Annotated in this window: 20 protein-coding genes and 4 pseudogenes; 9 read left to right on the top strand and 15 right to left on the bottom strand. The window is 40.1% G+C overall.

Annotated elements, in window-relative coordinates; translation table 11 throughout:
* Nucleotides 1–168: 168 nt before the first annotated feature.
* The 7 genes and pseudogenes from V7K53_RS13240 to V7K53_RS34045 all read right to left on the bottom strand — a co-directional run bounded on the left by V7K53_RS13240 (nt 169) and on the right by V7K53_RS34045 (nt 5,100).
* On the bottom strand, nt 169–1,026 hold the full coding sequence (locus tag V7K53_RS13240; RefSeq protein WP_335197946.1) for a sulfurtransferase: 858 nt from the start codon (nt 1,024–1,026) through the stop codon (nt 169–171).
* 177 nt (nt 1,027–1,203) lie between these two features.
* Nucleotides 1,204–1,488, bottom strand: a pseudogene (locus V7K53_RS13235) (nickel-dependent hydrogenase large subunit); the annotation flags it as partial.
* Nucleotides 1,489–1,500: 12 nt separating this feature from the next.
* Nucleotides 1,501–1,953, bottom strand: a complete 453-nt coding sequence (locus V7K53_RS13230) for a hypothetical protein (RefSeq protein ID WP_335197945.1) — start codon at nt 1,951–1,953, stop codon at nt 1,501–1,503.
* Nucleotides 1,954–2,472: 519 nt separating this feature from the next.
* Nucleotides 2,473–2,694, bottom strand: coding sequence for a DUF4327 family protein (locus tag V7K53_RS13225; RefSeq protein ID WP_335197944.1), 222 nt, complete (start codon nt 2,692–2,694; stop codon nt 2,473–2,475).
* 351 nt (nt 2,695–3,045) lie between these two features.
* On the bottom strand, nt 3,046–4,620 hold the full coding sequence (locus V7K53_RS13220; RefSeq protein WP_335197943.1) for an adenosine deaminase: 1,575 nt from the start codon (nt 4,618–4,620) through the stop codon (nt 3,046–3,048).
* Between the two features lie 197 nt (nt 4,621–4,817).
* Nucleotides 4,818–4,999: pseudogene (locus V7K53_RS13215) on the bottom strand (acyl-CoA desaturase); the annotation flags it as partial.
* On the bottom strand, nt 4,972–5,100 hold the full coding sequence (locus V7K53_RS34045; protein WP_442940489.1) for a biliverdin-producing heme oxygenase: 129 nt from the start codon (nt 5,098–5,100) through the stop codon (nt 4,972–4,974). The pseudogene V7K53_RS13215 and the gene V7K53_RS34045, both read right to left, overlap by 28 nt.
* A 56-nt stretch (nt 5,101–5,156) precedes the next feature.
* Between V7K53_RS34045 and V7K53_RS13210 the strand changes: the two genes are divergently transcribed.
* On the top strand, nt 5,157–5,855 hold the full coding sequence (locus tag V7K53_RS13210) for a DUF305 domain-containing protein (RefSeq protein WP_335197942.1): 699 nt from the start codon (nt 5,157–5,159) through the stop codon (nt 5,853–5,855).
* A 222-nt stretch (nt 5,856–6,077) separates the two neighbouring features.
* On the opposite strand, the pseudogene V7K53_RS13205 reads toward V7K53_RS13210, so the two are convergent.
* From V7K53_RS13205 to V7K53_RS13195, 3 genes and pseudogenes are all read right to left on the bottom strand, one after another.
* Nucleotides 6,078–6,287: pseudogene (locus V7K53_RS13205) on the bottom strand (type II toxin-antitoxin system PemK/MazF family toxin); the annotation flags it as partial.
* A gap of 10 nt (nt 6,288–6,297) precedes the next feature.
* Nucleotides 6,298–6,549, bottom strand: coding sequence for a hypothetical protein (locus V7K53_RS13200; protein ID WP_335197941.1), 252 nt, complete (start codon nt 6,547–6,549; stop codon nt 6,298–6,300).
* Nucleotides 6,550–6,670: 121 nt separating this feature from the next.
* Nucleotides 6,671–7,129 carry a reverse transcriptase domain-containing protein gene (locus V7K53_RS13195; RefSeq protein ID WP_335197940.1) on the bottom strand — a complete coding sequence of 153 codons (459 nt, stop codon included), beginning with the start codon at nt 7,127–7,129 and terminating at the stop codon, nt 6,671–6,673.
* 174 nt (nt 7,130–7,303) lie between these two features.
* Here V7K53_RS13195 and V7K53_RS13190 point away from each other — a divergent pair.
* Nucleotides 7,304–7,855 (top strand): annotated as a pseudogene (locus tag V7K53_RS13190) (sensor histidine kinase); the annotation flags it as partial.
* Between the two features lie 332 nt (nt 7,856–8,187).
* On the opposite strand, the gene hpf reads toward V7K53_RS13190, so the two are convergent.
* Nucleotides 8,188–8,835 carry a ribosome hibernation-promoting factor, HPF/YfiA family gene (hpf, locus tag V7K53_RS13185; RefSeq protein WP_335197938.1) on the bottom strand — a complete coding sequence of 216 codons (648 nt, stop codon included), beginning with the start codon at nt 8,833–8,835 and terminating at the stop codon, nt 8,188–8,190.
* Nucleotides 8,836–9,455: 620 nt separating this feature from the next.
* On the opposite strand from hpf, the gene lipB reads away from it, so the two are divergent.
* The gene (lipB, locus tag V7K53_RS13180; protein WP_335197937.1) at nt 9,456–10,211 is read left to right on the top strand and encodes a lipoyl(octanoyl) transferase LipB; all 756 of its coding nucleotides are present in this window, start codon (nt 9,456–9,458) and stop codon (nt 10,209–10,211) included.
* 265 nt (nt 10,212–10,476) lie between these two features.
* Complete coding sequence (locus tag V7K53_RS13175) at nt 10,477–10,677, top strand: hypothetical protein (RefSeq protein WP_094348136.1); 201 nt, start codon at nt 10,477–10,479, stop codon at nt 10,675–10,677.
* A 102-nt stretch (nt 10,678–10,779) separates the two neighbouring features.
* Here V7K53_RS13175 and V7K53_RS13170 read toward each other — a convergent pair whose 3' ends face one another.
* Complete coding sequence (locus V7K53_RS13170; RefSeq protein ID WP_335197935.1) at nt 10,780–11,535, bottom strand: amino acid ABC transporter ATP-binding protein; 756 nt, start codon at nt 11,533–11,535, stop codon at nt 10,780–10,782.
* Between the two features lie 76 nt (nt 11,536–11,611).
* Between V7K53_RS13170 and V7K53_RS13165 the strand changes: the two genes are divergently transcribed.
* From V7K53_RS13165 to V7K53_RS13150, 4 genes are all read left to right on the top strand, one after another.
* Entirely contained in the window at nt 11,612–13,111 is a 1,500-nt protein-coding gene (locus tag V7K53_RS13165; RefSeq protein ID WP_335197934.1) for an ABC transporter permease subunit, read from the top strand.
* 415 nt (nt 13,112–13,526) lie between these two features.
* The gene (locus tag V7K53_RS13160; protein WP_335197933.1) at nt 13,527–15,050 is read left to right on the top strand and encodes a SulP family inorganic anion transporter; all 1,524 of its coding nucleotides are present in this window, start codon (nt 13,527–13,529) and stop codon (nt 15,048–15,050) included.
* A gap of 150 nt (nt 15,051–15,200) precedes the next feature.
* Nucleotides 15,201–15,836, top strand: coding sequence for a restriction endonuclease subunit R (locus V7K53_RS13155; protein WP_335197931.1), 636 nt, complete (start codon nt 15,201–15,203; stop codon nt 15,834–15,836).
* 44 nt (nt 15,837–15,880) lie between these two features.
* Nucleotides 15,881–16,504 carry a Uma2 family endonuclease gene (locus V7K53_RS13150; protein WP_335197930.1) on the top strand — a complete coding sequence of 208 codons (624 nt, stop codon included), beginning with the start codon at nt 15,881–15,883 and terminating at the stop codon, nt 16,502–16,504.
* A 303-nt stretch (nt 16,505–16,807) separates the two neighbouring features.
* Here V7K53_RS13150 and V7K53_RS13145 read toward each other — a convergent pair whose 3' ends face one another.
* The 3 genes from V7K53_RS13145 to V7K53_RS13135 all read right to left on the bottom strand — a co-directional run bounded on the left by V7K53_RS13145 (nt 16,808) and on the right by V7K53_RS13135 (nt 19,466).
* Nucleotides 16,808–17,995: a GUN4 domain-containing protein gene (locus V7K53_RS13145; protein ID WP_335197929.1), complete on the bottom strand. Its 1,188-nt coding sequence runs from the start codon at nt 17,993–17,995 to the stop codon at nt 16,808–16,810.
* Nucleotides 17,996–18,074: 79 nt separating this feature from the next.
* The gene (locus V7K53_RS13140; RefSeq protein WP_335197928.1) at nt 18,075–19,118 is read right to left on the bottom strand and encodes a glycerate kinase; all 1,044 of its coding nucleotides are present in this window, start codon (nt 19,116–19,118) and stop codon (nt 18,075–18,077) included.
* A gap of 15 nt (nt 19,119–19,133) precedes the next feature.
* Nucleotides 19,134–19,466: a DUF565 domain-containing protein gene (locus V7K53_RS13135; RefSeq protein ID WP_335197927.1), complete on the bottom strand. Its 333-nt coding sequence runs from the start codon at nt 19,464–19,466 to the stop codon at nt 19,134–19,136.
* 804 nt (nt 19,467–20,270) lie between these two features.
* Between V7K53_RS13135 and V7K53_RS13130 the strand changes: the two genes are divergently transcribed.
* A complete protein-coding gene (locus tag V7K53_RS13130) occupies nt 20,271–20,897 on the top strand; it encodes a hypothetical protein (protein ID WP_335197926.1) in 627 nt (208 codons plus the stop codon).
* Nucleotides 20,898–21,062 lie beyond the last annotated feature (165 nt).

Below are 21,062 nucleotides of genomic sequence, written 5' to 3'. Positions count from 1 at the left end.
CGCTCAGAGCAAGGATTATCAGGACTAAAGTCCTTACTACAAACTTTAAATTTATTTATGCCTAGATACTTACTGTTTAGCGATCGCGCTTAAGTTAAAGTGTATTTGCACTGTAGCGACACAATAATTCTACTCACATTCTTAAGCCAAGCGTATTGCTTTATACGCTCATTGCATGACTCTACTATCAATTGGTAGTGAAAAATCACGAGACCATTCATTCCAAGAGCCGAAATAATTTCTAGCAGAAATTCCCGCCTCTTCAAGGGCTATTAATGTATTCGCAGCCCTTGAACCTTTAAAGCAGTAAATATACACAATTGACTCGGAGGTAATACCTACTGACTGACAAATTTCTCGGATTTCATCTGGCGATCGGAACGTAGGGATTTCTGATTCAGAATTCATCAGATGATGCCATTCTAACCATACAGAGTTAGGGATTCTACCTTTGCGGGGACAAAAATCAGGATGGTAAGGAGAAGAACTCAAACCAAGCCATTCGTTGCGATCGCGCACATCTAATTTAATAATTGCTGGATTCTCAATTGCTTGCAACATCTCGGTGGTAGTCACCATTATGTCAGCATTGGGATGCAATCTAAATATGCTGCTTTCACGCTTCGGTACTTCATCGGTAGTAGGTAATCCTGCCTTGATCCATTCTCTATATCCTCCGTGTAAAATAGATACCTGAGTGCAACCTAAATATTTCAGCAAGAAAGCTGCTCGACAAGATTGACCATAACCTTTATTTAAAGCATCTTCATAAACAATTAACTGTTCTGTACCAGATATTCCTACCCTGCTCATGATTTCTGTAAAATACTCTTGCAATTCCTTTAATCCTGCTGGGGAGGAATTCTCTAAAAGATAGGTGAAAAAATCTCTAATATTTATGGCTTGAGAAATATGACAAATAGCATAATCTTCTTGACTTCGCGTATCGATAATGACAGTCTGTGATGATTTCTCTGCTAGTATTGATGTGAGTTGTTGAGGAGAAATGAGGAGTTTCTTCTTCACGCTTTCATGCTTCTGTTATTGTACCATTAGGCATTATCGCCGTTGGTAGATTTACGTTTTGGAATGCAAATTACAGAAGAATGAATGTTAAATGTTATTAGAGAACTTTTATGGATGTTTTGTTTTTAAATAAGAATTCTGAATTCTAAATAAATTACTCTCGCCAAATTTCTTTTACAATAAACGGTGTAGTTTTTCGGCAGCTTTAGGAATTCTAACCGCAAGAATGCGATCGCCTGCTAAAGCAGAAGCTAATAAATGACTCACCGGATAAATTCCACAAATCCGCGCCGTAATTCCTGGCATTTCCCAAAGCGGACGATCTTCACAAAACTTTTCAAAACCACGAAATTTTGTGACATGAAACCGAGCATCACTGACTTGTCCGCTATCATCCAAGTAAATAAAGATTTTGGCGTGTCCTTCAATGCGGGTAACTGGGTCGATAATATTGCTCACAATTTGAATTAACAGCTAAAAATGTGAGCTTTCTAGATGGTGTTGTGATTGATTAACCCTGGTGTGCAGCCGCATCCATTTAAAAGCAGTAATGTTTAATAATAAACCCACAAAAAATAACAAGACCATCAAGGCTATCTGATACCACAAAACTGGCTGTACAAATAAATCTACAATCACGTGTAGTAAGTTCATGATGCTGTAAAAGATAGTTAAGCCAAAATGAATGATGCGATAACGTTTTGAATCGGTAAAAGCAGTGACGATAATTCCGAGCATTGGTAGGGCAAAAAAGCCCAGCATCAACCACATAATTCCAGAAATATCATTGAGATTTGTCGCTTTTTGAGATTCGACAACAGATAAACCGTGAAACAGTGGCATTAACCCTAGTTGTGTATGAAACAGTATTCCTAACAGAAATACTGTCCAAAGAGCAATAATTCTTTCCCGATAATTAACTGCCATAATTGCTTCTCAAATTATTTTGTAATTACCTTACTTTCAACTTAGATAAATAATTTGAGTAATTTGTGAAGTTTAACCAAACTTAATAAATTCACGATACAAGCTTTTAGCCAAGGACAGAAGTTTTTGTTTTACCAGACGCCTTTTGTATTTTCAAGAATAGATGACGGTTTCTTTAATTAAAGCCAAATATTCATCCCGAAAATATCACAAGCACCTAAACATTTGATCGCAGAAGATTTAGTTGCGACACTGTTGAAATAGCATTAAATAAAATTGGCGTTGCATATTTGCGGAATGATTTAGCAACTTCCAAAATTCTCTCCTAGCTCCCCTGCTCCTTGGTAACAGAGCGTAGCCGTACCCCGCCGGGGAAGCAAGCTACGCGCAGCGTCTCGTAGAGAAGTGCTGCTCCCCTGCTTGCCCCAATTCATCCCACTGTTCTGTAACGCCGAAATTGGCTCTCACTTAATTATTACTCAAGCAACACTGTTACATTTTTAGCTTTACACTTTTGTTTTAATCTTCAATCCAGTCTTCACGACCCAACAGATCGATAATCTTATCTCTGAGTAAAAAGTCATTTTCTTCTAGCTCAAGCTCAACACAAATCCAATCTCGACCAGGAATGTACTGACACAAAGCATAAATTGGCTGGTTACGTCTTACAAGTCCTTTGTGAATAAGTTGGCGCGCTTCTTCTTTAATAACTTCTAGGTCATATTTGACAGCAGTATCCATAACTCTTCTCCCAGCTATTTAAGTTCTGCAAAACCAGAACAATTCATGCTTTGGCTTTACCTTAAACTTACCAAAAGAATTTGAGGAAATTGTGAAAATGACAATAATGATACATAAGTTTATTCCTAGACAATCTTGACTTTGTAAGTATAATTTTTCACAATAATCAAAGCCCAGTTGCTTGGAAAATGACAATGCCTTTCTCATGAACAATACCTTTGCCAAAATAAGAGCCTAGAAAATTTTGGCAAAGGTATTGTTGCAGTAAAGCTTGCAGGTATGAAAAACTTGACTTCTAATTTGTCGCTGAGGTCAAATAATTTGTTGCTCTACATTTTTCGTGAAAGTCCATCAAAGCCAGTTCTGCAATGACTCAAACCGAGCAAATTCAGACTCTAGCTGCCATTGAATCCGCGCGCGATCGCTCTTGTTCAAAAAAGCACTGCACCCTTGAGAAACAGAGGTTTCACCAGGGATATCGCTTGCACAAGCTGGAACCATTGTCTTAAACTCAGACGACTTCCAGAGACTATTTCCCGGAGCGAAACTATATTCTAAGCCATTGCGAGCCAGTCGCTTGAGGTCTTTATATCCCAGCCCATATCTCGTTGTTGCTAACAGATACTCATGACTCAAATCGATGCGGGAAATGCCTTCATCATCAGAAGCAAGGGTCATTGGTACTCCAGCCTTCCAATACTCCCTAAAAGGATGCTCATCTCCCTGGACATTTAAAATGACCTCATTACTAGTCAGGCAGATTTCGACCAACACGCCGAGTCGCCGCATTTGCTCCATCAACTCGAAGGGACGCTCCTCAAAAAGAATATCCACGCCATGTCCGATGCGAGATGCCTGTGCCACTTCTACAGCTTGCCGAATATGAAAACGTAAATCCTCTGTCGGAACCAACCCCAGAGTTAACTCTCCGGCATGGAGCGCGACTTTGACATTGGGATATTGGCGTTTGAAAAATTGCAGCATTTGCATTTGCAGGGTGTAGTCGCGCAGTGCAATCGGGTTGTCTTCTGGGGCGACGAGATTGATGCCAACTACCCGCGAATCTGATGAATCTAGTGCAAAGGCATAAGCTAACTGAGCAAACACTTCAACGGGTGACTTTGTTCTTGTCGTTTGCTGCAAATAGCGCACCGTCACTGCACATCCAGGCTGTGCCGATGGAGTGCCGCAACCGAGTGTTTTCGAGACTTCGCGCTCCAACTGTGCAAATTGCTGGTTGCCGAGTGTCACTAGCTTGCTTAATCCTCGTTTGAGCAATTGACGGTGCATCTCTTGCAAATCTTTATTCCAACCAACTTCACGCCCTAGCTGTCGAACCTCACTGCCCTGAACGGTAAGCATTAACTCTAGATAGGTAATATGCTGCGAAGCTGCCCGATTTGCTATTTCTGCAACCATATCATCTCGACGGCTCATAGAATCTGATATTGGCCCAAAACCACTAAAAGCTTCAAAAAATTGGTCGTGTCCTGATTTTCCAGCAAATTGGAGGTTACGAGTAGACCAACGATTTATTAGGGAATCATAAACAGATGTTCGGTTTAACAATTCTGAGGCTGGAAAATAGCTACTGTCCTGACCGCAAGCCTTAGGTTCAACTAAAGCCCCCGCCTTTGGATTCACACAATACCCATCGGTGGCAGCCCATTCCAGATAGTGTTCTGCGTACACAGCCCCGCTTAGATGACTGTGGATATCTCCTCCCTTCGGCATTCGTTGTACAAATGCTCGTAAAGCGCCTGGCTGTGTGCGATGGGCTTCAAACCAACTAGCAGTTTCAGCTTCGCTCCGAGCCGAGGACTGCTGCGAATTAGATGGGACTTGGGCTGCTACACTGAAAATCAAACAGCTAGAACTTGTTAATACTCCTAAAAAGAAATAATATAAGGGCGCTCGTCTATGCATATAAATTTATTTTTTTGTAAAACATGGCCAGTATGAATGTAGTTATCATGCTGTTCAAAACCATCAACTATCAATCTTTATAAGCTAGATAAACTATAACCTAAGATAGATACGTATTAATTAATTTTATTTAGTCCAATCAGAACTTATCATTTTTTAACATTTTTTGTTCGCTACTTATAAAGCCTTGCTCATCGGGCGATCGCATACTCTAACCACCGAGGTACTTTAAAGCTACGATGACTCAACAGACGATGGTAGCCTCAACAAACTCCGATGCTGCCAAATAGCCAGTGTAGAAACATAGCTATATCCAATGCGCCCCAGGAGAAAACCAAGGAGCCAGCAATGCTAGTGCGCGAACAGTAGTAAACCTGATAAATCTCCCATGTACCGAGTATAGGCATGAGCAATCAGTGCAATAAGAAACAAGATCCCCGACTTTGTAAAAACAAGTTGTCGGGGATCTTTAGATTTCATCTAGATTTCATTAGATCATTAGATCATTAGAATTAGAAATATATTAGGTAAGATTTATGCAACTGCTATTTTTAAGGAATGGCTTTTTAGCGCTAACTTTTACTGCGATCGCTTCAGCAGGTGGGTTAATTACAGGCTGTACTAGTACTGCTTCCCAGAACCAAAGCCAAGCGCCAAAGGAAACCGCCACCAATGCTAAAGACAAGCAGATGATGAACCACGGTGGTGGCGTGATGAATCACAGTATGGGCATGGATTTAGGCCCAGCCGATGCTAATTTTGATTTACGATTTATTGACGCTATGATACCGCACCATCAAGGGGCTGTGGAAATGGCGAATGTTGCGCAGCAGAAATCAAAACGTTCTGAAATCAAAAAATTAGCAGACAATATTATCAAATCGCAAAACCAAGAAATCACTCAGATGAAGCAGTGGCGACAAGCTTGGTATCCCAAGGCGGGAGATAAACCAATGGCTTACAACAGCCAAATGGGTCACATGATGGAGATGTCGTCTGACCAGATGCAAACTATGATGATGAGTCAAGACTTAGGTGCAGCCGATGCTGAATTTGATTTGCGCTTTATCAATGCAATGATTCCTCACCACGAAGGGGCTGTAACAATGGGAAAAGATGCCTTAAGTAAGTCTAAACGCCCTGAAATCAAGAAATTAGCCCAAGAAATTATCAAAGCCCAAGATATAGAGATTAAACAAATGCAACAGTGGCGAAAAGCTTGGTACAACAAGTAATTTGTAATTCGTAATAAAGTTTTCAGGTCAATATCAAGTGAAAATGCTTGTAGACATTGATGGCAAAAAAGTAGACGGGCGTTTTATGTTATGCTGCATTAGTTCTCACTACAATCCAAGTGTATCTCTCAATGCTTGGTCAATATTTGCTGTTGGTAGTGAGCCAATTACTTGATAAATTGCGGAAAGTGTAATTGTTGCCAAGTTATCAGCCATTACTACTTAATCTGCTAAAAGCCCGGATTGTTTTCCTTCTGAGGAACTTAGCAGTATAGTGACACGGCTAGGATATCCTGCTCGAAACATCTGGCTGGTAATCATAGCAACGATAACTTGGGGCAAACCTGTTTGCAAATTATCTGCTTGTACAATCAGAGCAGGTCGTGTTTTAGCAGTAGTCAGGTTAGAATTTGGAAATAGTACCAGAACAACATCACCTCGCTTAGAGGTTTGTTTTGGCTACGTCATAGTTATCATAGATACTCATTTCCTGGCTATCCCAATCATCTGCAAAGGTTGCTAAATGCGATCGCAAAATCTCAGCTTGCGCTTTGTTAATTCCCTGAGAAGCTAGGTCAATCTCATTCGACCTCACAAAAGTCACAATCACTCGTGTTCCTTCATGTATATCAGTGGGTTGTTCGGTGAGTTCCACTCGACCATTACGATAGATGCCTTCAATATTATTCAGCATTTTTAACCTCATTGCTTGTGAATAGTTAAATAGTGTGGCTTATGGCAACAATTTCCTTCTGATTAAAAATAGCTAGTCATATTTCTATACTACTGTTATTTGCTTTTCTGATTTGTTGCATTTATGCTTTTAAACCTCTTAACCTTTTCAAGATATCTTTTCCTTTTTCATATCTAATACCTAATTTAAGCAATTGACGACATCGATGCATCTTTAAATGCTGTCGGTTAGGAATTTTTAACTCACCTTCATTTGTAGCAATAATTCCAGTAATTTCGTATGATTTTTTGCCAATATAATGCTTTTCCTTTTTCTTGTTACTACGTAATCCGTAACGATGAAACTGCTTTTTGACCTGCCCAATCAACTCACCTGGAACACGATCGCCTGAGATTGTGACATCATCTATGTAGACAGTCAAAGTGCAATTTGCCAAATCAACAATTTCGTTGATTGCTTCCCACATATCTATATGTGCAAAGTAGGAAAGTATAGGACTCGATGGGCTTCCAGTTGGCAGATGATCTTTGAAAGTTGAGAGCTTGGTTAAAATGTCAACGACATCTGAAGAGCATTTCATCTGTTTACGGAAGAACCAATCAATACGCTTGGCGATCGCAGTAGGATACTGACAGGATAATCCTACCTAAACGTTTTCCTATAAAGGTTCAAACGGCTGCAAACGATATTTTGTTATGAATCAAAATAAACTTTTTAACCTAACGCGAGTACGTTTGGCTCTGTGTATACAATCATCAATGCTGTGAAATTAATTTTAGCCGTGGGATTGCCTACAACGATGGTTGTAGTTAGTGTTGCTAGTTGGTGGTTAGCAAGATTAGCGATGTAACCTATTTATCAATCCTATAGACAAATCCAACAATTTACAGCAGATGTAGCCCATGAATTACGAACACCTTTAGCTGCGACACAAGCAACGGTGGAATCAGCTTTGTTGATGCCGAAATTGGATGAAATCGAAGTACGGGACATTCTACAAACTATACAGCGTCAGAATCAGTGACTCACTACTTTAGTTGTTGATTTACTGCTGTTAGCTCGCCTAGATCGGCAACATATCCCATTACGACATGAACTCTGTTGCTTGAATGATATTGTCAGTGACTTAATAGAGGAATTTGCAGCGATCGCCTTTTCTGCTCAAGTGACACTAACATCTGCAATTCGAGTCGAGCAACCTCTAAATATCGTAGATGATTCTGACCAGCTTTATCGTCTCGTTTCTAACTTAATTATCAATGCAATTCAATACACGCCACAATCTGGAAAGGTGACTGTTGCGATTGCCAAACAATGATTCTACCCTTCACGCCGTTTACACTGAACGATCTTTTCTAATATCTGAAAACTTTGCAACAGTTTGCAAAATGAGGGAATGGGCATTGGAAGAGGTAGAAGTGGAGAGGGGAAAGAACTTCTCCTCGTCGGTCACTGAGCGACTTGCCCTGACTTGTGCAGAGCATCTCGACTTACTTCGACTACGCTCAGTACAAGTCGCTCGATGGAGCCGGAGCCGAGGTAGCGTAGTCGTACCCCTCCGGGGAAGCAAGCTACGCATAGCGTCCCGTGGGGAAGGGAGCCGAAGTGCTGCTCCCCTCATCTTCCTATTCCCAGTGCCTATTTACTAGAATGGGACTTTTCTGGCATGGCTATATTAGTATGGCTTGCCTTGCCATTTTTGCCGTTAGTATGTCCGTTACCATTGCGGGGATGGATGACACCATAACCGCCGTGGTTACGTTCGTAAATTACATTAATCTCTCCAGTTTCAGAATTATGGAACATATAAAAGTCGTGTCCTACGAGTTGCAGTTGTTCTAGGGCTTCTGCAACAGTCATCGGCGGCATGGAAAAATATTTGGTGCGGACGACTTCGTTGGGCAATTCGGCGGTGCGATCGCCAATTAAATCTGTTACTATCGACTCTGGAATAACTACTTCTGTTGGTTGAGTATGAGTTTTGTGGTCTTGACGCCGTTCTTTATATTTCCGCAGTTGACGAGCAATTTTATCTGCAACTAAGTCAATGCTGGCATATAGACTTTCGCTGCTTTCCTCGGCACGAATAATGCTACCATTAGCATAAATAGTTACTTCAGCCGCTTGTCTTGGATTAATTCGGGGATTCCGGGCGACGCTAAGATGCACATCCACTTCATTTGTAATGCTTTGAAAGTGACTAACTGCTTTTTCAATTTTTTGATGTACATACTCACGAATCGCATCGGTGATTTCAATATTTTTGCCGTGGATGACAAGCTTCATGTAATACTCTCCCGCTGAATATTTTAGATGTGTGAATTTGCTTTGTATGAAAAGAAATTGCGGTAAGGTTTATTACTCCCGCCAAAACAAATTGTGAACTATATTGTATCTACTGCTGTTAAGCTGTCTCTCAGCTTGCTGCATCTGAGGAATTGTCAAGTATACCCTTGATTTACCTCCTCATCTCTGCGCTGATATCTAATTGTATATCCAATTAGCACTCTTGAGTGAGGAAATCTAATTGTAGCTCCTATGACTACCTTTTCCTTTAAAGGAATGCTTGCAGAACTGTTGATAGTTGCTCCTTCTGTGTTCGATTGAGGTTTGCTTGCTGTTGTTCAAGAATACAAGGCTTTGTGGAAGTTTGATTCTGTTTGAAATGCAAACAATTATATTAAAGTCATCAGCCAGTACATTCTTCCTTATTGTCTTGGCATAATGCTTATTGCAGAGAATTCCTCCTAAAACCTATTGAGGTTATATATTCAAGCTAGCACTTTGTATTTTCTAATGCATGTTCCCTTGACTTTCCTTTAAAATCCTTTGCAAAGCTTGACAATTGTTGATTCTAATCCTGTAACTTGAAATATATTTAGTTCTTTATACGGTTGAATTTTGGCATGATCCATAGTATAAAACCACAAAAAAACATTTGTTTGTTGTACAATCAAGGGTTAATGCCTTACTTGGAAGCTCATGGATGGCAGCGATCGCTCGTCACTAAGCGCATTCATGACCCAAGTCTAGATGACGTATTAATTTTGCTAGAACATCCTCCTGTCTACACTTTGGGACAAGGAAGCAACTTAGACTTTCTCAAATTTGATATTGACCCTTCTCTACGAGACGCTGCGCGTAGCTTGCTTCCCCGGAGGGGTACGGCTCCGCTCAGGGTAAACAGTGAGTATGATGTGCATCGAGTTGAACGAGGCGGCGAGGTTACTTACCATTGTCCCGGTCAACTGGTGGGCTATCCAATTTTAAATCTGCAACGTTATCGTAAAGACCTCCATTGGTACTTACGGCAACTCGAAGAAGTAATAATTCGCGTATTGGCAATTTATGGATTGCAAGGAGAAAGAATTCCGGCTTTTACTGGCGTTTGGTTGCAAGGGCGAAAAGTTGCAGCTATTGGTATTAAAGTCAGCCGTTGGATTACTATGCACGGCTTTGCGTTAAATGTTTGTCCAGACATGACAGGCTTTGAGCGCATTGTCCCCTGCGGTATTTCTGACAAACCTGTAGGCAGTTTAGCCGAATGGATTCCAGGTATCACCTGTCAAGAAGTGCGTTTTTACATAGCAAAATCTTTTGCGGAAGTCTTTGGCGTGGAATTAGTAGAATCTCAGCCTCAAGGATTTTTCCGGTCTGAGTAAATTCAGCTTGTAATATGTAATAAATACTATAGCAGTCCTATTTAAATTGTGAGACACTTATAAGAGCAGTCCATATTTAATACTATCAAAATAACTATTTAATACCCATTTGAAAAAATAATGTGATAGATACAACCCTGAGAAGTCAAATTAAATCAGACTTTTTGTATTTTGAATTGGTATGACTGCGGTTGTCAAAGCTAGAATTTGATTATTTCTAAATTTTTATATTAACTTTTTACCGCTGTTAAGCACAACTTTGCGCGTGAATTACTCAAATAATCTCCAGGTATATGCCCCATCGATAACATCTCTCAGAGAACGTGATTGGACAGCTTTGATAGAACTATTTGATAGAGACGACGGTGATGAAATTGAAGCCGACATCAGCGGTAGTTTATTTTGGCTAATACCTGAACCTTGTTGGGAAGACGATCCCTTTGATTTTTTGCGCGAGTATCTTTAAAGAGTGCTGAGTGATTTTAGCGGTAGCGGTGCGTTTAGCCCGTGATGAGTCCAAAAGAAGCCTTTAATTTATAACTCCTAACTCCTAACTCCTAACTCCTAACTATCTAACGTTGAGGCGACTTAGGAAAATACGTAGGCGATCGCTTTGGGGATTGGTCAGCACTTCATAGGCTGGGCCTTGTTCTGTCACAATACCTTTGTCTAAAAATATCACTTGATGGGCTACTTCTTTTGCAAACTGCATTTCATGGGTAACAACTACCATTGTCATCCCTTCTGCTGCCAATTGTTGCATTACTTGCAGAACTTCGCCGACGAGTTCGGGATCTAAGGCGCTGGTGGGTTCGTCAAATAGCATGATTTGGGGATTCATACATAAACTACGAGCGATCGCTACTCGTTGCTTTTGTCCGCCAGAAAGTTGTTCGGGATAAGCAGAGGCTTTGTCAGATAAGCCAACTTTTTCTAAAAATAATCTTGCTATTTGCGCGCTTTCTTTTGGTGTTTTACCCAAGACTTTACGCAGTGCGAGTGTCATATTTTCTAAGACGCTGAGATGGGGAAACAGGTTGAACTGTTGGAAAACCATGCCTACTTGTGTTCGTAGTTGCCGTAGTTGGCTATAGTTGACAGTGGGCTGAGATAAGTTAATTCCGTTGATGATTAAACGCCCTTTGTCAATGGTTTCTAGGCGGTTGAAGCAGCGTAGTAGGGTACTTTTACCACAACCGGAAGAACCGATAACTGCAACAACTTCTCCCCGGTTGATTTCGCCAGTAATCCCTTTGAGAACTTTAAGGGAACCAAAGTTTTTTTCGATATTGTCAAAAATAATGGCGGGGATGGTATTATTCATTACTTATATAAAGCTGCTCTACAGTTGATTGTAATATTTTAAGAAACCGCAAAGGCACAGAAGGAGAGAAAATAATATGGCTAAAGTTGGTTTTATGCGTTGGCTGTATTTATGTGTCTTCGTAGGTTTTAGTTGTTTATTACTGATTAGCTGTGCTGTGAACTCTAGCGCGAGGAAAACTTTGCGGGTTGCTACAGAACCGGCGTTTCCACCTTTTGAGTTTCAAGGAAAAGGTGGCGAGTTGCAGGGATTTTCCATTGATTTGATGAATGGCATTGCTTCTTTTGCTAACTTTAAAGTTGATTTTCAAAGTCTGCCTTTTGATGGCATTATCCCAGCTTTGCAAGCCAAAACGGTAGATGCGGCCATTAGTTCGATTACGATTACTGAGGAGAGGGCGAAAACGATTTCTTTTTCCCGTCCTTATTTTAAGGCTGGGTTAGCGATCGCAATTCGTGCAGACAATCAAGATATTACTGGTTTTGACAGTCTCAAAAATAAAAAAATTGCAGTACAAATTGGCACAACTGGAGCTGCAAAGGCTAAGAGTATTCCTGGGGTACAAATTCGCAGTTTTGATTCTGCACCCATAGCCCTGCAAGAATTGCTCAATGGTAATGTGGATGCAGTAATTAATGATGCACCTGTGACTTTATATGCAATTAATACAGGCAATCTTCAGGGAATTAAAGTTGTACAGCAATTGTTGACGGAGGAGTTTTATGGAATTGCTACAGCTAAAAACTCGCCAAATTTGACATTGATAAATGATGGCTTGGATAGAGTGCTGAAAAATGGCACTTATACCCGAATTTACCAGAAATGGTTTAAAGTTGAACCACCATCACTACCAGCTAAATCACCATTTGAGAATCAAACTAACACTGGCGCACCTAAAATATTAACTTCAATTAGTGTGGTATTGCAGGCTTTTCCAAGTCTATTGCAGGGTGCATTGATCACGTTGCAATTGACGATACTTTCTGTAGTATTTGGTTTAATTGGCGGTTCCTTAATTGGTATTGTTCGCCTTTCTCCTATTGCACCTGTGCGTTGGTTGGCGAGGGGGTATGTAGATTTTTTTCGAGGAACGCCTTTGCTGGTACAAATTTTTATGATTTACTTTGGTTTACCAGCAATTTTACAAGAACTTGGTTGGACATTTTCTTTCGATCGTCTCAGTGCTGGGGTAATTGCCTTGAGTTTGAATAGCGCTGCATACATTGCCGAAATTGTTCGTGCTGGGATTCAATCGATTGAACCAGGACAAGCAGAAGCAGCAAAATCATTAGGTTTAAGTTCTGTGCAAACTATGAGTTATGTAATTTTTCCTCAAGCTTTCCGGCGGATGATTCCACCTTTGGGTAATGAGTTTATCAGTTTGTTGAAAGATACTAGCTTAGTTTCTGTGATTGGGTTTGAAGAATTAGTACGTAAAGGACAGTTAATTGTTGCTGATAACTATCGCGCCTTTGAGATTTACGCAGGTGTAGCGGTGGTCTATTTATGTTTGACGCTACTTTCTTCCCAAGCATTTAGCCGATTAGAAGCTTGGATGAATCCCATCAAGCGCTGAGATACTTTCAAAAATAATTTCTCAAAATCCAGAGAATGATAATTAATATAATTACTTAAATAATTAGGCATATCATTATACCTTTTTTATTGCAATTATAATTGATTGTTTAATTTTAATTAATATTTTGCGGCGAATCCAATAAAAAAAGTTATGTAACATCAATCAGATAACACTATTGTTATCATGGACTTGTAATCATTAAGAAATGTAAATAGTAACTATAAGTGTAAGTCAATTTAACTTAATGATTTTGTGCTTGCTATTTCAGGACTGAGTATGCCAGTACAATTACGTTGCAATTAAAACTCAGTGAATAGGCTTGAACTATTCAATGCAAGTCTAGTTTCGGCTGCATTGTAACAGTTCACCTTGGCAGCCAAAAATTAAAAACTTTTCATTAGAGGAGAAGCAAATGAGAAATTTGAAAGCAATCATAGACAAATCCTCATTGACTAGTGAAGTACCGGCATCATTTGTGGTGTTTCTTGTCGCCCTTCCTCTTTGCATGGGTATTGCGATCGCTTCGGGACTTCCGCCATCTCGCGGCTTAGTTACAGGAATAGTAGGCGGAATTATTGTTGGTGCTGTTTCCGGTTCACCAATGCTAGTCAGCGGCCCTGCTGCTGGGCTGGCTGTAATTATTGCAGAAATAGTTAAAGAATATGGCATTGAAATGGTTGGGCCAATTTTGCTGCTAGCGGGTTTAATTCAATTACTCGCAGGTATATTTAAACTTGGCCAGTTGTTTCGCGCTATGTCACCGGCTGTGATCTATGGAATGCTTGCAGGTATTGGGATATTAATCTTAGCTTCCCAATTTCATGTCATGTTAGACGATCAACCGCGTATACACGGCATTGAGAATTTAATTTCTATTCCCAACAGCATTTACAAAGCTTTCTTCCCTATTGATGGTAGCGTTCATCACGTTGCAGCACTCATAGGTGTAATAACTATTATCACTCTTCTGCTGTGGGAAAAATTTAAACCCAATAGTTTAAAGTTAATACCTGGTGCGCTTGTCGGCGTTGTAATTGCCACTGTTATTGCAACAGTGTATCGATTACCGATACAGTATGTTGATGTACCTGGAAATCTGGCACAAGCAATTCAATTACCAACACTTGCTAGCTTACCACGCTTAATTCAAGCACCAGTTTTGATTGATGCGATCGCGATCGCATTTATTGCTAGTACAGAAAGTTTGCTTTCAGCTGTAGCAGTAGATCGACTGCATACCGGGACAAGAACCGATTTCGATCGCGAATTAACGGCGCAAGGAATTGGCAACATTATATGTGGGTTCTTGGGTGCTTTGCCGATGACAGGAGTGATAGCCCGCAGTTCTGTAAACGTAGAAGCTGGTGCTAAAACTAGATTATCAACGATGCTTCATGGTTTATGGCTGTTAATTTTAGTAATTGCAGCCCCAACCTTGCTAAAAATAATTCCCATTTCTAGTCTGGCAGCAATTCTAGTTGTTACTGGTTACAAACTAATCGAAGTAGAACATATTCGCCAGTTAAAGAAGTATGGACGTTTTCCTCTGGTAATATTTGCTGCTACTTTAATCGGGATTGTTGTTACTGACCTAATAACAGGTGTTTTAATTGGTATTCTGTTGACAGGAATTTTACTAATTCACAAAATGTCCGTGCTGAATATCCAAATGATTAAGCACGAAAATAATCAGCGAATAGACATTCATTTACAAGGCGCGGCAACATTTGTGAGGCTACCAAAATTGGCAAACATTTTAGAACTTGTGCCTCCAGGAAGTGAGTTGCATGTTTATATGCAAGACTTGGCTTATATAGATCACTCTTGTCTAGACTTACTATCGGTGTGGGCAAAACAACAGGAAAAAATGGGAAGCACCTTAACTATGCAATGGGATCGTCTAATAGATCGTAATCGCAAACCATTTACTCTGTAGTAGTCAAGCTAGATTGAATTTGCTTCACGGTAGGGTATCACAGCTGTGCTACCCTACCAATTGTTTGTATTCTATGTAATCAACCAGGGGTTAAAATAGGTTTTATATAGGGAATTTGCATTGAGTTACGCCTGAATTAACCAAAAATATATGACAATTCTCAACGCTCGCAATTTATCTTTAGAAGAAGTTCAGCGTCTGTTTGGGTTTCAAAGACAGTACAATGACTCATTTTCTAACTACTTATCTTTGGAACCTCTCACTGAAGCAGAACAGCAGGAACTCAAACAAATTCAGCATGACTTTGATAGATACCTGACAATAGGCAAAGTTTCTGAGGGTCAGGTAAAGTTTCTTGCGGTTGCGCCTTTACTAAGATTAGCTGGTTTTTATCGCTATCCGATAGAGATTGTTTTGGAGGAGAATATTGCTGATATTGAAGTTGAAGATGAAGATATAAAAATTAAAGGAAGGTTTGATATTTTAGCTGTTAATAAAGCTAAAACTACAAAACCTCAAACATATTTTTGGGTACTGTTGATTGAATCTAAAAATTGTCAAGTTGATATATCAACAGGTTTGCCTCAGCTACTTACTTATGCTTATAAAAATTTAGAGAATCAAAAATCAGTTTGGGGATTAACGACTAATGGTAGAAGTTATCAGTTTGTCTATATCGAACAAGGAAATCCCCCTATTTATTATCTGTTGCCAGAATTAAATTTAATGGAAAGAGAGCGTTCAAGCCAGTTGCTACAAGTTTTAAAAGCAATTTGTCAGCTTTAAAAGCATTGATGATTAAGACAACATACAAGCCAAGGTAAAAATTTATGACTCAAGCGATACCAAAACTAGTAAGCTTTGAAGATTTTGCAGCTTGGCGTCCTCAAGGCGGAAGATACGAATTACATGATGGCGTGATTGTTGAAATGCCGCAACCAACTGGCGATCATGAAGATGTTGTTGGCTTTATCGCTAGAAAACTAACAGTAGAATTTGACCGATTAAATTTACCTTATATAATCCCTAAAACTGCGCTGATAAAACCTTTTAATTCGGTATCAGCCTACTCTCCAGATGTGTTGATATTAAATCGTCTTAATTTAGTGAATGAGCCGCTATGGAAAAAAGAATCAACTGTATCATATCCGGCATCAATTCCCTTGGTAGTTGAAGTAGTTAGTACTAATTTGGATGATGATTATTACACAAAACAAGGTAAGTATGAGGGGATTGGAATTCCTGAATATTGGATTGTAGATTATCTCGGTTTAGGCGCTAAAAAGTTCACTGGCAATCCCAAACAGCCTACTATGTCTATTTATCAATTAATTGATGATGAATACCAAGTTATTCAATTTAGAGGCACAGATCGTATAGTCTCGCCTACTTTCCCAGATTTGAATTTAACCACCGAACAGATTTTTCAAGCTGGAGGTTTCCCAAGTAGTTAAAATTACCGAGAGAGCTTTTTACAACTTCTCTAATTACGAATTACGAACTTGTACTGAGCGTAGCCGAAGTATTACGAATTAGTATGAGACTACCTTGGGATGAATGGGAAGCAAGTAACCAAGAAATAGAAAAAGTAGCGAGCAAATTTATCTTTGCTAATTGCTATGACACCCAAAAAGCTAGCATTGTACTACAAGTATAACAGTACTAGGTAACGGAAACGTAAAAACCGGAATATTTCGTGCGAAATGACTTGTTTGTAAATTTTTATAATTTCCTGTAAGCCTTATATATTAGGCTTTCTAAGTCTCCATACGAGAGAAGAAACTGACCAAACTCATCCGAGGAACCTTTGCTACGTATGTAGCATAGTCTCCGTAACGTCGGCAGAATTTAGTTGGCAAATGTCCCAGTGGAGAATTTGTTGTGAAGGTCAGGTCTGAGTAAGATAACCAGTATTTAAAATACGTTCCTTTTCGCCATCCTACACGATCGCTGAATTTTTCGTAGTCTTTTTCGACACTGTTCCAAATGCGCTTTTGCACGCTAAACCCAAAGCGTCCATTGCTGCATCTTACCCACAGTTGGTCAATGGTGCGTAAGTCAGTGCAAGGAAAATTGCTAAGAGATTTGCTATCAAGCCAGCGTCGTTGTTCTGTGCCTGATGCTTTGAGCATAACAGCCAGAGTTTCTTGATCTGCTTCTTTGTACTGCCCTGCTTTAAGTAAATCGCGCAACCGCCTATAGTCTACGCCTTTCTCAGAGAGGAGATCGTTATCAGTAGATTGCTCTTGTAGTCGCAGCTTTTCGGCTTTTTCTTGTTCTCGTTGTCTTTGTAGCCTATCTGCCTCTTCTTGTTCTTGTTGTCTTCGTAGTCTTTCTGCTTGCTGTCTTTGTAGCCTATCTGCTTCTTCTTGTTGTTCCTGTAGCCGCAGCCTTTCTTGTTGCTTTTGTTGTAACTTTCTATTTTCCTCTTCTTGTTCCCGTAGTCGCAGCCTTTCTGCTTCCTGTTTTTGCCGTTGGTCTCTTTCCTTCTTTAGCTTCTCCGCAGCCGCTCGAATTCCTCTAGCTACATCTGTGAAGGCTTCATCTCTATCGTGCCAATTCCTTGAAACCACAGGTTCAGCATTCTTAGGCAAAGCTTGAAGTTTTCCAAATGGTGCGCCATTCCAATCAACGCTTCGCAGAATAACCGGGATAACACAAGCCTCTCCAGCATGGTGACGTTCTATTGCCTTCTTAACTTCCACATCCCAGCAATATTTAGAAAAAAGAAAATCTGAACTGATGAGTAACAGAATGATGTCGGCAGTGTTTAAATTATCATTAATTTGGTAATCCCACTCCTCTCCAGGTACTATCCTGCGATCGTGCCAGCTTGAAATCACACCCTGCCGTTCTAATATGGTCAGGTGTTTAGCTAGTTCATCCCGTAGAGCTTCGTCTTTGTGAGAGTAAGAAAAGAAAAGCTGTAACGATACCTCTGGCATTTTTGGTCTAAGGAGTAGGATAAATCACGCTTTAAGCAAATTATAGTGTTTTTAGCTGATTTCCTTGAGAACTAACGCCCTAAGTGCGATCGCAATACACTTGACCAAAGCTATGATCGGGATGAATCTCAATCACCATATCAACCACTGTTGCATCTCCTAACAACGGCGTGATGAATAATTCCGGGTGAAGCGATCGCCAAAAATAATTGACAAATTGCTCTATCTCTGCATTGCTCATCCCCGATTTTCCCGCAGCAATCATCTGCTGTTCTGCCTGTTTGCGCCACTCCAAAGAACAGCGGTAATCGGTAGGATACAGCACAATTAAACTGTCTAATCGCTCCCACAGTGGTAAATAATCGTGGAGGCGAAGATTCATCTCACGGGCGAATACTCTATCTTCATCTGTGACAATTGGCGGCGGTGCAGTATCAAATAAATCTGGCTCGATTGGTCGCACACCCACAAACCAACCTTCAAATAGTACAATATCTACATCCGTCACCATTTCGGAAGTAGTGCGATCGCCAGCACCTCCAAAAGCTGATTTATCAAAGCGGGGAAGCATCACCGGGCTTTGCAACTCACGGATTTGATCTAGTATATTTAAGCCTAAGTCTATATCGTGGGTTCCTGGTGGGCCGCGCCAAATTAAGCGGGGATCTTGCTGTGTCAAAAGTAAGCGATCGCTGTAAGTTTTATATAAGTCATCCAAAGATAAACTCACAGTCCTGTATCCCAAATGATCGAGAATCAAAATGAGAATTTTGGACATTGTGGTTTTACCAGTACCTTGTCCTCCCAATATTCCTTGAATCAGTGGGCGTCCCGACTGTTGGCGCTGCGATGCTAGTTTGATCCCCAAAGGCAGCCACAAGTCCCACAATACCTGTAACATTTCCTGGGGTTGTACTTGGAGAGTAGCTTGACAGAATTCGCTAAAAGCTGGAAAGACAGATTTTAGTAAATGCGATCGCCTTTCGATCATTTCATCAACATTTTCCGGTACGGTCCCAAAAGCTTCTGCCCTTAACCGATCTGCCAGCGCTGCTTCTCTTGCTTCCTGCTTCCAAGTTTCCGCCGCCCCATTGCTTGCCAAAACACTCAACCACAAATTCATAAATTCTCCATCTGACTACGATCCCAGCTTAAAAGCTTCGAGAAACAGGCTGTAGATGAAACCAACTTTGAGGAGATTTAGTGAGTCTATCAAGAGCGATCGCCTATCCAAAAAGCTGCGACTATAAAATATCCGGCTGGTAATTTCCGTTAACAATACTAAAAAAGCCGCTACCACAATATCCAATACACCTTCTTGTCCAGCGGTTGTGGAAACTGCGTTTCCCAGAAAAAAACCGAACAAAAAACTAATTATCAGCAACGATAGCCGTCGCCAAGGATTTAAAAACCATTGCCCAAAGCGTGTAGCAATGGCATCGAACAAGTTGTTGAGACGAGTGTTTTGCATCAAAGGGACTTCTGGGAAAAGTCAAGATATCTTGAAATATATCTATATTAAGGTAAGAAGGATATTGGTTTTAGCATCAGCTTGTTTGTTAATATTGTAGATATCTACTGGAATTACAGTATTTATTCAAATTTGAATATTCTATCATCTTCAGAGAAGTACACTTTCTTAGAGGATGTTTGGAAACAATAAATATTTAGTTTGATCCCCACGAACAAGCCTTAAAAAATGGGAAAATGATTCAAAATTCCTCTTTTGAAAGGAAGCAAGTCCGTTAAGTGGGTTTGCTGACTTGTATTCATGTATGGAAGTAAGCTACTCGTAGCCTCTCCCAACAGGAGAAGGGACTTGCGTAGATTTAGTAAGGAGGATTTCTAAGCACTGGCTATATACCAGGCACTTTCCAAACATCCTCTTCAGGTGCTTTTCATAGCAGAAGATAAAATACATCACTTAAATTTATCTGACGTTTAGCACAGGACGCCTTGTTGAGGTTGCTAGCGGTTTCAGGAAAATTTTATTTTTTATACAAATGAATTGGCTGAGTAGGTATCAAATTATCTGGTTTCTATGCATACTTACGGTCAATTTTCAAAGTAATAGGTGTCTGTACCTCTTGTTTTTCAGACATCCAAGAAATTATTTACTTCAAATGTTTTCTAATCAAAATGCTATTTATAATACATTGGTGTTCCTAATTTTAGGAAAGTCTATATTCGGCTATTTTGTGTGATTGTCTTTTGGGATAATAGGCTACTATTTGGTCAAGCCTAGACAAAATATTTATTTCTAATAACTATCAATATGAAATCTTCAGTGTATCGTAATGTCGGTATTACAGCTTCTTGCTTGGGACTGCTTGTTGCTCTGGTGGGATGCTTTGGAGTGAGCGTATCTTTTGAGCCTACAACCCCAGATACATCTTCAGAAGTGCCAACAGAAACTCAAGAGTGGCAGACAACTTCGGTTTTATCTGAAAAAGGTATTTCCGCTAGTTTATCTACTCCAGCACCTACCCCAACCAATCAAGTAGAACATAGCAGCAAACAGAATACTTATCCTGTCTTGGCAGAGCGCGATAAATCAACAAGCATTGCCAAGGATGGAGGTACTTTGCGAATGAGCAATCAAACAAATCAGCCTGTACGGCTGGTTCTCCTGGCACGACAGTCAGTAGCAAAAGGAGCTAGTAAAAAACAAACTCACTACGATGTACCGGCACATTGGGATTTTGCTCCCGAAGAAGGTAGTGAGAAGGGACTGGTTCTATCCCTACCTCAGAATAATTTAAAGCTGGAGAAGGGAGATGTTTTAGTTGCTTTTGCACAAGATGGTTCCCGTCGTTACTGGGGCCCTTATATTATTGGCGAAACTCAATTACCTAAGTGGAATTCCCAAAACAGAGAATGGCAACTTGTGCTGAGTCAATAAACTTCTTGGCATTGTGGGGATAAGGGGCAGAGGTAAAGGTATGAAATTTTCCCTTACCTTTTAAGATGCACCCCAATATCTTGAAAAAGTAACTTTTGCAATGATGTTTAATAAATATGCTCAAACCTTTATTTTTACATCCTTACCCTACAGTTGGTAAAGTGT

The sequence above is a fragment of the Nostoc sp. genome, from assembly GCF_036917355.1.
Taxonomy (GTDB): Bacteria; Cyanobacteriota; Cyanobacteriia; order Cyanobacteriales; family Nostocaceae; genus Nostoc.
The sequence above is the reverse complement of the archived record's forward strand: the minus strand, read 5'-3'. Positions and strand labels throughout refer to the sequence as shown.

What these genes read in the sequence shown, in the direction of transcription:
- V7K53_RS13230 (WP_335197945.1), bottom strand. Translation starts at nt 1,953, where the DNA reads ATGGCAGTTAATTATCGGGAAAGAATTATTGCTCTTTGGACAGTATTT.
- V7K53_RS13225 (WP_335197944.1), bottom strand. Translation starts at nt 2,694, where the DNA reads ATGGATACTGCTGTCAAATATGACCTAGAAGTTATTAAAGAAGAAGCG.
- V7K53_RS13220 (WP_335197943.1), bottom strand. Translation starts at nt 4,620, where the DNA reads ATGCATAGACGAGCGCCCTTATATTATTTCTTTTTAGGAGTATTAACA.
- V7K53_RS34045 (WP_442940489.1), bottom strand. Translation starts at nt 5,100, where the DNA reads ATGAAATCTAAAGATCCCCGACAACTTGTTTTTACAAAGTCGGGGATC.
- V7K53_RS13210 (WP_335197942.1), top strand. Translation starts at nt 5,157, where the DNA reads ATGCAACTGCTATTTTTAAGGAATGGCTTTTTAGCGCTAACTTTTACT.
- V7K53_RS13200 (WP_335197941.1), bottom strand. Translation starts at nt 6,549, where the DNA reads ATGCTGAATAATATTGAAGGCATCTATCGTAATGGTCGAGTGGAACTC.
- V7K53_RS13195 (WP_335197940.1), bottom strand. Translation starts at nt 7,129, where the DNA reads ATGAAATGCTCTTCAGATGTCGTTGACATTTTAACCAAGCTCTCAACT.
- hpf (WP_335197938.1), bottom strand. Translation starts at nt 8,835, where the DNA reads ATGAAGCTTGTCATCCACGGCAAAAATATTGAAATCACCGATGCGATT.
- lipB (WP_335197937.1), top strand. Translation starts at nt 9,456, where the DNA reads ATGATCCATAGTATAAAACCACAAAAAAACATTTGTTTGTTGTACAAT.
- V7K53_RS13170 (WP_335197935.1), bottom strand. Translation starts at nt 11,535, where the DNA reads ATGAATAATACCATCCCCGCCATTATTTTTGACAATATCGAAAAAAAC.
- V7K53_RS13165 (WP_335197934.1), top strand. Translation starts at nt 11,612, where the DNA reads ATGGCTAAAGTTGGTTTTATGCGTTGGCTGTATTTATGTGTCTTCGTA.
- V7K53_RS13160 (WP_335197933.1), top strand. Translation starts at nt 13,527, where the DNA reads ATGAGAAATTTGAAAGCAATCATAGACAAATCCTCATTGACTAGTGAA.
- V7K53_RS13155 (WP_335197931.1), top strand. Translation starts at nt 15,201, where the DNA reads ATGACAATTCTCAACGCTCGCAATTTATCTTTAGAAGAAGTTCAGCGT.
- V7K53_RS13150 (WP_335197930.1), top strand. Translation starts at nt 15,881, where the DNA reads ATGACTCAAGCGATACCAAAACTAGTAAGCTTTGAAGATTTTGCAGCT.
- V7K53_RS13145 (WP_335197929.1), bottom strand. Translation starts at nt 17,995, where the DNA reads ATGCCAGAGGTATCGTTACAGCTTTTCTTTTCTTACTCTCACAAAGAC.
- V7K53_RS13140 (WP_335197928.1), bottom strand. Translation starts at nt 19,118, where the DNA reads ATGAATTTGTGGTTGAGTGTTTTGGCAAGCAATGGGGCGGCGGAAACT.
- V7K53_RS13135 (WP_335197927.1), bottom strand. Translation starts at nt 19,466, where the DNA reads ATGCAAAACACTCGTCTCAACAACTTGTTCGATGCCATTGCTACACGC.
- V7K53_RS13130 (WP_335197926.1), top strand. Translation starts at nt 20,271, where the DNA reads ATGAAATCTTCAGTGTATCGTAATGTCGGTATTACAGCTTCTTGCTTG.